The organism is uncultured Altibacter sp., from assembly GCF_963972995.1.
GTDB lineage: Bacteria > Bacteroidota > Bacteroidia > Flavobacteriales > Flavobacteriaceae > Altibacter.
In genome coordinates, this window is record NZ_CAXAXI010000031.1 from 16,712 (window position 1) to 27,447 (window position 10,736).

The window sequence follows — 10,736 nt, forward strand, 5'->3', positions numbered from 1 at the left end:
TTTGCAAGCAACTTTTTCTAAATAACGACAGGAAATTCTCCTATCGTGTTTTAATATCATCTACATTCACGGGGTTCGCCTTGTCGCAACGGTTCATCATACGTAAGGGTGAATATGTAAACCATATCTTCTCTCCGGCTCTTTTGTAATTCTCACTTAAGTTTACAGGGTCGAACATGGCATCACTGCCCACCACTTGAATGGTGTACGGGCAGTCTCCTTCTTTATCGGAATACACAATAACCCCTTTGCTGTACCCGGCTTCCATCATATTTGTGTCACTAGTCATACTATTGTCTGAATTAGACATTGTACTGTTACTGGAATCTGAAGTCATGGTATTACCGGTATTTTTTGTCGTATTACAATTAAGAAAAAAGACCATTGAAAAAAGGGCTATAGAAACTTTTATAAGTGTCATAGTATCGTGATTTATTGTTAGATAATGTTAAATTACAAAGAATGTACCATTCCTAGATTTAATTTAAGTAATAATTATAATTCTATTATGGTATTTTGTGAACTTTGACAACACCGGACAAAAAATGGGAAAGTTTAAACTTTTTTTTACCTTTCGAAAAAATTAGAACTTATGTACAAATTTACCACCCTGATCATATTCCTTTTTGTTTCTATGTCCTCCTTCTGCCAGGAGAAACCTATAACTATTGTTGAAGAACAAAAGGGAAACCGACTATTCCTCTATGCCATCAATGAAAATCTTATAGATTATGATGTGTTATTAACTGTAGAGGGCACCGGTTTTAGACAACCCAAAGGAAAACCACGATTGGTGCGTGTTCCTGCAACCTCAAAGGTAAATATCAAGAGCCTTATTATTGAAAGAGGTGAAACGCCTAAGTATACCTATACCCTAGAAGCTAATGATAGTTTGTCTATACGGGTGCTAAAACCCGAACATGAGCTCATCAAGATCGCACCTAAAAAACAAATTACCATCTATGTTACGGATCAATGTACTACCTGTGAAGCCATTATAAGTGGTCTAGACGCTAGTGTATATGAGTATAGAAAGCTTGTATTGAGCGAAGTCCCGGAAATGGAAGCGCAATTGAGTAAGGCTTTTGTTGGAGCTTCAACCACTCTGGAAGATATGACCAATCCTGTAGTGAGCCTTGACAATAAATTATACATTAATGTTGAGACCTACGAACAGCTCATGGAGCATGTGAATGAATAGCTAACATCGCCGTGGCATCCTTTTTGAAGTTTCTCTAAAACAACACTAATTACATGTATTATGAGATCTTCAAACAAAGTACCTGCGATCAATGCAGGTAGTACGGCAGACATTGCGTTTCTATTACTCATTTTCTTTTTAGTCACTACAACCCTATCCAACGATAAGGGTATTATTCGTGGTATACCCGCCCCTTGTTCCGACGGCGCAGATTGTACCATGCCGCTCAATGAGCGAAATGTATTTCGTATAGTCTTAAATGCTAAGGGCGATTTGTTGGTCAATAATGAGATTACGCCGCTAGGTGATCTTAAGGATCAAATGATAGACTTTCTCAAGAATAATGGGGATGGGAGTTGTTTGTATTGCTTCGGAAAAGGAAGTAAGACTGCTTCCGATAATCCACATAGGGCTGTTTTAGAATTAAGCACACATAGAAAAGCGCCCTATTACGTCTTTATTGAAGTGCAGGACGAGATTACAAAAGCCTATACCGAGCTTCGAACCTCGTATGCCATGAGGACCTTTCAGAAAGAATTGAAAAATCTTTCCGAAGCAGAGCTGGTAAAAACAAGAGATGCGTACCCCTTCAATCTAGTTGAGGCGACCCTCGATACTCGAGAATAATACACTTATACTAGACTAAATATAGCGATCGCAAAGAGGTAGAAACGCACAAAACGCAAGGTTCCAAACAGCAGGTAATTTCTAAATCGGTAGTTAATGGTCCCAGCCGCCATACTGGTCATAGAATAAGGTATGGGAAGCAAAGCACCTACAATGATTAAGAAACCACCCCATTTTCGCACATTACGTAAATGTTTTGCCATTTTAACCTCCACGTAGTTGTACACGGAAGGAATACGAAGGATCAATTTCCCAATAAAGTAAGAAACAATTCCTCCCAAATACGAAAGGACGGCTAGTAGACTTAAATACACCATGGGTGAGGCTGTCTTATCGGACCAAGCTATGAAGATCTCCGGCGGAATAAGCCCAAGGAGCGATTCTGAAGCAAAAAACACCGACAAGATCCCAACAGGTGCGTACGTATTTGTTATGTGCGTGAAGAAGTCACTGAAATCGATTACAAACTGATCCAAAAGTATGATCAAAAGAATAAAACCGCTAATGGGAAGCAAAGCTTTCTTTAAACTTGCTCCCACAAAACGGTAAAATCCCGTATAGCTGTAATATGCATGCAGTCTTTTTAGACTGTATTTTTTTGTTTTAGGGGCTGATTTCATTTCCAATGGTGTCTACCGTATTATTTTATTAAAATGATGGTGTAGGTTAACGTTGCAAATATACAGATATTGTACGGGAAAAAAAGTTAAGGATACGCTAATACACAACGGCTGACCCGTATTAAGAACACTTTATTCCTTTGTTGCACAAAAGAATTGCGTATCTTCGAGAGAACAACCATATCACAATCCATGAAATTAACCACATATAACAAGCGTGCTTTGTTTGGTGGTATTTTTGCCGCCATTGTCACCGGAACAGGTGCATTCCTTCTTGGCAACCTTAGCGGTTACGAAGCGCGAGACCTGTTAGCCTCTTCCCTACCCGGGATTAACACATTATGTAATACGATCGCATTGGCATCGGCTACTATATTGGCATTGTTACTAACACTTCTAAGTATTAGCTCGGGTTCTAAATCAAAATTAAAAAAAGCGCATTACAAGCATGTGTTGCGTATTGCACGTATCGATACCGCTGTATTTATTGTTTCGCTGGTCACATTTCAGGTATTAAACATTCCCTTTTCGGAAGCAGATAATGTTCCTAACAACTGGTTTGTAACCATCTATTATGTTTCCTTGGGCGTTTCTGCCTTATTGAGCGGTGCGTTAATAAGTGTTGTCCTCATGTTGTATAATGCGGTTACCAGTATCATTCGGGTGGTGGGCCTTGAGGAAGAGGAACATCCACTAATTTACAAAGAAGACGAGGAAGATAATGAAGATGATAGTTAACGTTTGAGAAATAAAAAATCTAAGCGCACATATATACACGCTTCACCGTCTATACGCTGTCTTTAAAACGAACTTGTTCTGAAGCTATTTTCCTACTTTATTCTTACTTCTTCCTACTAAAAAAGCTATTTTTTCTTATTTTTTCGATGAAATGTATTTTATACTCGATATAAAACACATCGCAACTTATTCTTTAACAAGAAGTTACGCTTCAAGCACCTATCTTTGTAGTCCCAAATTGATTGATTATGAAACGTAGCAACCTACACAGCATTTTGCTGTATGTATGGATCTTATGCATATCTGCCCCCGTATCTTCTCAAGTAGGGATAAATACTTCCTCCCCCAGAAAAATGCTGGAAGTAAATGGAGATGTTCGAATCTCAGGGGCAATAGATGTGGATATGGAACCTCTTAGACAAGGCCAAACCTCCACCTTTCTTATACAAGATACCGACAACAGTCTAAAGTCTCTTGATGTAAGTAATCCAACCGGAGCTGCCTTGGGATATATTCAGGAATATGTGATCACCAATCCCGATCTCGATTGGATCCGTGAATTTGATACGGGTATCGACGCTTCAGAATTCGTTCTTATCACTATCTCGGCATATTTTGATGAAGAGCTTGTAATAAGCACTTCTTCCAACGCCATTAATAATGCCAGTTTACCCTACACAGCTACTTTCATTAAACACGGAACATGGCATATAATAGCAGATTATCCCATGGTTGCCAATTTAGATGTAAACGCCATTGGCACCTGGACCATAAAAACATTGATCTTTTCTAAAGACCTTTCAAAACAATTTGGCACTGTGAATATTCCCATGGCCAATGGGACCACAGGCAGTGCCATAACCCCCATTATCCAGTAAACCTACTCCCTATGAAACTTTTTAAAACCCTTTGTTTGCTCTTCGCAACGCCCCTCGTCATGAGTCAGGTTGGCATAGGCACAACAACCCCCGAAACCGATCTTCATGTGGTTGGAGACGCATTAATACAGGATGCATTTAAGGTAGGTTCCCTCGGAACCGTGTCTGCTGCCGATGAAGATTTTAAATTGATTACCAGAACCACAAATACCACACCTGTGGGGCAGATCACTGTGCTCGATGTGAATACCTTACATGTAGCCCCTGTAAATGTGGTCAATTACTCCTTTACTAATATATCCTTGAACAATCTTACCGACCTCGACCTTCAGTTTGACGACAGTAAGTATGTGGTAGGTATTGCTAATTTCAGATATGAAGGAGATGCAATTAAGAAAGTAGTGGGCGGAGCCACAAAGACCATTGGAAATTTTGTAGTACGCACCTTTACAAGTGGCGGAAGCTGGCATCTCGAGATCCGTAATCGAACGCTGGACCTAACACCCGGCGATACGCTGACTTATCATGTGACCTTAATTATATACGATAAATCCTATTACCGAAACTTGCCTCCTATTATCACCGACCTTGGTGGTAGCAATAAAGGGGTCGCTTCTTCGGTTCCTAACTTGTATTAAGTATGAAACAAGCTATACTTCTATTCTTATTGGGTGTGAGCAGTGTTGCACTAATGGCACAAGTGGGTGTCAATACTAGCAACCCAACGGCAACCTTGGATGTGGTGGGCGATATGAAAACTGAAGGCAGTCTCTATTTAGAAGCTCCGGGGAATTTTACGGAAATTCGCGGATCTAAATTATTGATCTCATCTCCAACAGATAATATTGTACGTTATGATATAGCTCAAAGTAAGTACGGTCCTATTAATTATGCCGAGTTTGTCTTTAGAAATCTTTCAAAGGACGGATTACAAGACTACGATACCAAGATCTCCACGCAAGACTACATTGTGACCGTACAAGGATATTATTTTTTGGAAACGGTGAGCAGTGATACAGATATTATGACCCACAGTACGATCACTAACGATAACATTGAAGGCTATCAAGTCTATGCGTATGCGAACCCTACAACACAAACGTGGTTTCTCCGTGCATTTGTGAACAACTCGGAGTTTCATACGCGCATTGGATCTGTTTTTGCGGCCACACCTATAGACATGTATTTGAATTTGATCATATACCGAAAGGGATTTATCTCTAAAACTATGGAGGCAGTCACAGTAGATATGGGAAATTCCGAAACCGGAGTTGCTCCTCTGCCTGAAGGTTTCTAAAGTACATAACGCATAAGAAGTTCTAAATCCCTGAGTATATGAGGGATTTTTTTTGATTAAATCTTAAATTTTTGTTAAATCATTACTTTGCAATACATAGTACTGTAACAAATCTAAAGCCCTGTCGTCTATATAATAGAAACCAATAAAAACTAAAAATTATGAGAACCTTAGACAGCAATCAGTTAACAGAAAGAGTAAGTACCTCCAAGGGGTATGTTTGGAACAACAAGCGTCGTTTCAGATAAGCAACCACTAGCAACATCAATCAGAAAATCGAAGGAAATGAAATCACGCCGAGCAATGCACCGTATCAAAACAATTAGAACCAAATTACGCCCATTCGTACTACATGCTAACGTAAATGAGCCTAGTTCATTAGAAGATCCTAATTGGATACGAATGAAACCGAGTGTACTTTAGAAGCAAACTGGCCGACCAAAGAGTAAGCTGAACGGATCCGTTGGGATTCTTTCAGCTTTTTTTTATAGGTTTCTTTTCTGAAGCGGGTTTCGGAGGCATCGGACCCCGTAAATGCACTACGAGTCCGTTTAAAAAATTTCGTAAAAATTGGTCGCCGCATTCCATATATTTGGGGTGATTCGGGTTTCTGAAAATGGCACCCAGTTCACTTTTCGAAACTGCAAAATCTACCAAACTACAAATATGAACAATGTCCTCATCCCTCAATTTGTGAGCGACACGCAATTTTTTCATAATATCATTATTGGTGAGTCCCATAAAAAAATTTCAACAAAGATACGCCTTAAATATTGAACGTTTACGATGCTTTAACGGTAGAGAGAAAAACTTCCGAAGCCATTAAACGAATTTGATCATACAGTGGCTACGCTATTAATCTTTTTCTTCGAGTGAGAATATGGCATTGACCGGCTTTCCGAAGACTGCCGATAGTTTTAATGAAAGGACGGTAGATGGCACATACCTATTGGTTTCTATCGAATTGATGGTTTGGCGGGATACGCCAATTTTCTGCGCCAGTTCGTCTTGCGTGAGATCAAGAATGGCACGTTCTACCTTAAGCGTATTTTTCATGTGTGACATTTTTTTAAAAGTACATGAAAGAACAACAGTTGAATAAGCAGCATAAACACCAATACTTGAAAATAAGTCATGTCCATACTAGCCTCTTCCGATTTTAGTAACAATTCGACACCATAGGTAACGTAAGGTTGTACGAAAACATACACCACCCCAAGCAGGAAAGCCATACGATACGATTGAGAACGTAACATCACTATGTATTCGTCTTCGATCTCTTCTTTTGATATGGAAACAACCAACATCCCCAACAACAGGAAATTTTTCAGGAGGGGATGGAGCCATGAGGGTTCCGAGTTAGTAAATTTTAATGTGATCAACGTAATGACTGCAGCACAGCTCATTCCAATTCCCACCTTCTTGTACCTTGAAGCTAACTGAAATTTCTTAATGCGTTCTAAATTTCGTTTGTCCCATTCGTAAATATCCTTTAAGGTCATAATGTATAAGTAAAGTTAACAATATGACAAATATAGTTATTATTTTGTAAAGTAAACTTTACATTTTAAAATTATTTATTTCTGTTCTTTGTAAAACAAAAGCTATTCTTTTACTATAACGATTGTGGCTTTATCTCCCGTAAGTAAGTTCCATTCTTTGGCAGAGATCAATTTCCCATGTTCATCGTACACATGAAGTTCGGCTGTATTCGGTCCTGAAGTTCCTTGATTAAGGGCCAGAAATTCAATGCGATTGAAACCCGATTCCAAAGTAATATGGATACCTCCAAAACTTCCACTCATCATCACGTTGGATTGCACGATATCTTCATTAACAAAAACCCGAATGTTATCCCCGTCCACATATTCATGGTCTCGATACAGTATGCTTACAATACCCGATTTGGTTCTAACATCTCCCAGATGTTGATCCCCCCCTATTTCTTTAGTTACCGCTTTATCCTTTGTAAAATACTTGGGTGCAGTATCGGTCTTATATTCTAAAAGCCCGTCTCCTTTGGTAATATCGAGTTTTTCTTCCTTGGTATCGCCCAAGTAATCGTATTTTGAAGGTGTATCCGGATTGCTCAGGCTGGGCGTCTTTACTGCCGGCAGTTCAAATCCGGAAGGATCGTCATTGGATGTCGTTTCTGAAGCTTCAAACTGCACAGTTCCCGTTGGATTTTCAATCTGTGCCGTAGCCAATACACCTGCCAGTAGACATAAAGAGGAAAGAAATAGTTTCATACGTGGGTACATAAATTTCAGAAACAATGATAACAATAATTACACCAAATTCACTACACTGAAGCTATTTTCTATTTTTTCGACGGCGCCAAACAAAATAGAGCCCAACAAATACCAAAGGGATAATGATATAAATAATAACATCGGCCGGATTGGTCAAATCGATGGGCGCATTCGTATCCGGATGAGGCACTTCTTTAGGAATTTGGGCAGCCACTATGGAATTGCTCAATAAGAAGAAAAACACTATAGGTTTTGTACAAGACATTTTTTATTTAAGATACTAAAATACACCGAACGGCCCGCTATTTTAACAAATAATGTTAAGAATTTGGAATTGTAAAGTTTAAGTGATATTATGCCCTGTTATCAATACTTAAACAGACAAATATATGAGACAACTCAAGATTACGAAGCAGGTTACGAACAGAGAAACGAAATCCTTAAATACCTATTTACAGGATGTGAGCAAGATTGATATGATAACTGCTGAGGAAGAAGTTGAGTTGGCACAACGAATTCGAGAAGGAGACCAAAGAGCCTTGAACAAATTAACACGGGCGAACCTGCGTTTCGTTATTTCTGTTGCCAAACAATATCAAAACCAAGGATTAAGCCTCCCCGACCTTATTAATGAAGGTAACGTTGGTTTGGTTAAAGCTGCAAAACGGTTTGATGAAACCCGCGGTTTTAAGTTTATTTCATACGCCGTATGGTGGATCCGTCAGTCGATCCTTCAAGCGATCGCAGAACAATCCCGTGTTGTGCGGTTACCGCTCAACAAGATTGGTGATATCAATAAAATAAGAAAAGCATCTGTTCATTTGGAGCAGATTCATCAACGACTCCCTTCTGCCGAAGAGATCGCTAAAGAATTGGATATGACCATTAGCAGTGTAAAGCAATCCATGAAAAATGCGAACAGAAGCTTGTCGATGGATGCACCTTTTCAGGAAGGTGAAAACGATAACAACTTGTACGATGTTTTGAGTTCGTCCAAAAGCCCCAATCCAGATAAAGATCTAATACACGAATCGTTACAGATCGAGATCAGTCGGGCGCTTGATACCTTGTCCCCGCGTGAAGGTGATGTGGTGAAGCTCAATTTTGGACTTAGTGGTCAACCCGCCATGACCTTGCAGGAAATTGGAGACACTTTCGATTTAAGTCGTGAGCGTGTACGACAAATTCGAGAAAAAGCGATTAGACGCTTACGCCAACAATCCAAAAGCCATATTTTAAAGAAGTTTTTAGGATAGTCTACCCTAAAAACCCAAGATAATTAGTGCCTACACAATTTTTTAAGTTTTTCTTAATGATTTTGTCTAGGCACTACTTGTATCTTTAGGGTACCGACCAAAACGGACCTATGACTCTGGAAATTCTACTCGTCTTTGCCATCCTTCTTAGCACCATACTTCTATTCGCCTTGGAAGTCTTTCCGGTAGATAAGATCGCGATCTTTATTGTAGTATCCCTAGCGCTGTTTGGTCTAGTGAGTCCTGAAGAAGCCATTGCAGGATTTTCAAATACAGCAACCATTACCGTACTTTCTCTTATGATCATTGCGATTGGCATGGAAGATACCGGTGTGATCGCTGCTCTTGCGAGAATGCTTAAGAATCTCCACGTACTCCCATTGCTCATCCTGCTTCCAATATTTATGTTTATAACCGCAGGGATCTCGGCATTTATAAGTACTACGGCAGTGGTTATCGTTTTTATCAAGATCATAGACGAACTGTCCAAACGTTTCAATATCTCAAAATCGAAACTACTACTTCCTATTTCTTTCGCAGGAATCATGGGTGGAAGTTGTACCCTCATGGGAACATCGACCAATTTAATTGTCAATTCGGTCTCACAGAATCTAGGCGCAGAACGCTTCAGTTTTTTTGAATTTACACTCTTCGGAAGTGTTTTTCTGCTTATCGGGATTGTAGTTGTAACCATTGCCTCTCGCTGGCTTCCTAAAGATTCCGAAGATTCCATTGAAGACCGCTACGGCCTTCAGAATTTTGTAACTACAGCCGTGATCAATAAAGATTCTTCTTTAATCGATAAAAAAATAGGTGATACCTTCTTATTCAACAACAAAGATGTCTCCCTGCTGAAGCTTACTCGCGACGGACAGATCACGAATGCGCCCGGACAATACATTACATTAAAAGAAGGCGACGCCCTACTGCTCATGTGTGATCTGGAAAACTTATCCCGTTTAAACGATGCGGAAGGACTTACCATACATGAAGATACCTTATCACACAATCAAGTTCCGGAATCTGAAAGCGATATGCAAGAATCGAAAAAGATACACTCGGGGAATGCCCTTATCGAGTTACTTATTTTACCGGGGTCCAACCTTATTGGAAAAACACTCACGCAAATTAGACAACAGACGTTGTTAAAGGCGACTCCCATAGCTGTTAAGAAACGAGTGAACATACGCAATACAAAGGAGCGCCTCATTCGGAAAGACATCCAAAAGATTAGAATCAAACCCGGAGACCGCTTATTGGTAGAAGTCCCTAAGCCCGACATTGATATTCTTAGTCAGATTGAGAACGTAGCGGTATTAAGAGAGCACGAGTCCAAAGTAGAAAGCAGCCCGCTTAAAAGAGGACTGGCATTTTCAATACTCTTGGTTGTAATTGGGCTGGCCGCAAGTGGTGTGCTTAGCATTTTGATCAGTGCCCTGTTGGGAGTAAGTCTGTTGCTTTTATCACGTTGTATTGAGCTTAACGATATCTACCACCGTGTCAATTGGCAGGTTATATTTTTATTGGCAGGAATGATTCCGCTGGGAATTGCAATGCACAATACCGGGGCAGACACTTGGTTATCAACAAAGCTTCTGGACTTTTTAAGCGGCCGATCCAACGTGGTGATTATTGGCTTGATCTTTTTATTCACTATGATCATGAGTGGTGTGGTGAGCAATAATGCCACGGCAATTATAATGACCCCCATAGCCATAGCGGTAGCCGCGGGACTTACCCTGCCATTAAAACCATTTATTCTCGCAGTGCTTTTTGGTGCCAATTTTAGTTTTTTTACTCCTATGGGCTATCAAACCAATACCTTGATTTACGGTATGGGTATCTATAAATTCAAACATTTTTTAAT

The 10,736-nt window shown here is 39.8% G+C and carries 15 protein-coding genes; 8 read left to right on the forward strand and 7 right to left on the reverse strand.

Annotation, left to right across the window (positions count from 1 at the left end; all coding sequences use genetic code 11):
• Positions 1 to 40: 40 nt before the first annotated feature.
• Positions 41 to 421 carry a hypothetical protein gene (locus tag AACZ11_RS11320; protein WP_339832493.1) on the reverse strand — a complete coding sequence of 127 codons (381 nt, stop codon included), beginning with the start codon at positions 419 to 421 and terminating at the stop codon, positions 41 to 43.
• A 171-nt stretch (positions 422 to 592) separates the two neighbouring features.
• On the opposite strand from AACZ11_RS11320, the gene AACZ11_RS11325 reads away from it, so the two are divergent.
• Positions 593 to 1,201: a hypothetical protein gene (locus AACZ11_RS11325; protein ID WP_290626504.1), complete on the forward strand. Its 609-nt coding sequence runs from the start codon at positions 593 to 595 to the stop codon at positions 1,199 to 1,201.
• 60 nt (positions 1,202 to 1,261) lie between these two features.
• Positions 1,262 to 1,828, forward strand: coding sequence for a biopolymer transporter ExbD (locus AACZ11_RS11330; RefSeq protein WP_290626501.1), 567 nt, complete (start codon positions 1,262 to 1,264; stop codon positions 1,826 to 1,828).
• Positions 1,829 to 1,833: 5 nt separating this feature from the next.
• Here the strand turns inward: AACZ11_RS11330 and AACZ11_RS11335 are convergent, their stop codons facing one another.
• Complete coding sequence (locus tag AACZ11_RS11335; RefSeq protein WP_290626499.1) at positions 1,834 to 2,448, reverse strand: VTT domain-containing protein; 615 nt, start codon at positions 2,446 to 2,448, stop codon at positions 1,834 to 1,836.
• Between the two features lie 192 nt (positions 2,449 to 2,640).
• Between AACZ11_RS11335 and AACZ11_RS11340 the strand changes: the two genes are divergently transcribed.
• From AACZ11_RS11340 to AACZ11_RS11355, 4 genes are all read left to right on the forward strand, one after another.
• Positions 2,641 to 3,186 (forward strand): hypothetical protein, encoded by a 546-nt coding sequence (locus tag AACZ11_RS11340; RefSeq protein WP_290626497.1) that lies wholly within the window; start codon positions 2,641 to 2,643, stop codon positions 3,184 to 3,186.
• 248 nt (positions 3,187 to 3,434) lie between these two features.
• Positions 3,435 to 4,064 carry a hypothetical protein gene (locus AACZ11_RS11345; RefSeq protein ID WP_290626495.1) on the forward strand — a complete coding sequence of 210 codons (630 nt, stop codon included), beginning with the start codon at positions 3,435 to 3,437 and terminating at the stop codon, positions 4,062 to 4,064.
• 11 nt (positions 4,065 to 4,075) lie between these two features.
• Positions 4,076 to 4,702, forward strand: a complete 627-nt coding sequence (locus tag AACZ11_RS11350; protein WP_290626494.1) for a hypothetical protein — start codon at positions 4,076 to 4,078, stop codon at positions 4,700 to 4,702.
• A 2-nt stretch (positions 4,703 to 4,704) separates the two neighbouring features.
• A complete protein-coding gene (locus tag AACZ11_RS11355) occupies positions 4,705 to 5,361 on the forward strand; it encodes a hypothetical protein (RefSeq protein WP_290626492.1) in 657 nt (218 codons plus the stop codon).
• A 474-nt stretch (positions 5,362 to 5,835) separates the two neighbouring features.
• On the opposite strand, the gene AACZ11_RS11360 is transcribed toward AACZ11_RS11355, so the two are convergent.
• The 5 genes from AACZ11_RS11360 to AACZ11_RS11380 form a co-directional block, all read right to left on the reverse strand.
• The gene (locus AACZ11_RS11360; RefSeq protein WP_290626490.1) at positions 5,836 to 6,102 is read right to left on the reverse strand and encodes a DUF1456 family protein; all 267 of its coding nucleotides are present in this window, start codon (positions 6,100 to 6,102) and stop codon (positions 5,836 to 5,838) included.
• 114 nt (positions 6,103 to 6,216) lie between these two features.
• Positions 6,217 to 6,417, reverse strand: a complete 201-nt coding sequence (locus AACZ11_RS11365) for a helix-turn-helix transcriptional regulator (protein WP_290626488.1) — start codon at positions 6,415 to 6,417, stop codon at positions 6,217 to 6,219.
• Positions 6,414 to 6,863 carry a hypothetical protein gene (locus AACZ11_RS11370; RefSeq protein WP_290626486.1) on the reverse strand — a complete coding sequence of 150 codons (450 nt, stop codon included), beginning with the start codon at positions 6,861 to 6,863 and terminating at the stop codon, positions 6,414 to 6,416. The genes AACZ11_RS11365 and AACZ11_RS11370 overlap by 4 nt, the downstream gene beginning before the upstream one ends.
• Before the next feature lie 102 nt (positions 6,864 to 6,965).
• A complete protein-coding gene (locus tag AACZ11_RS11375) occupies positions 6,966 to 7,610 on the reverse strand; it encodes a hypothetical protein (protein WP_290626484.1) in 645 nt (214 codons plus the stop codon).
• Positions 7,611 to 7,674: 64 nt separating this feature from the next.
• Positions 7,675 to 7,878, reverse strand: coding sequence for an adenylosuccinate synthetase (locus AACZ11_RS11380; RefSeq protein WP_290626482.1), 204 nt, complete (start codon positions 7,876 to 7,878; stop codon positions 7,675 to 7,677).
• A gap of 124 nt (positions 7,879 to 8,002) precedes the next feature.
• On the opposite strand from AACZ11_RS11380, the gene AACZ11_RS11385 reads away from it, so the two are divergent.
• On the forward strand, positions 8,003 to 8,869 hold the full coding sequence (locus AACZ11_RS11385; protein WP_290626480.1) for an RNA polymerase sigma factor RpoD/SigA: 867 nt from the start codon (positions 8,003 to 8,005) through the stop codon (positions 8,867 to 8,869).
• 110 nt (positions 8,870 to 8,979) lie between these two features.
• Positions 8,980 to 10,736: SLC13 family permease (locus AACZ11_RS11390; protein WP_290626478.1), on the forward strand; the 1,757-nt coding region annotated here is incomplete at its 3' end.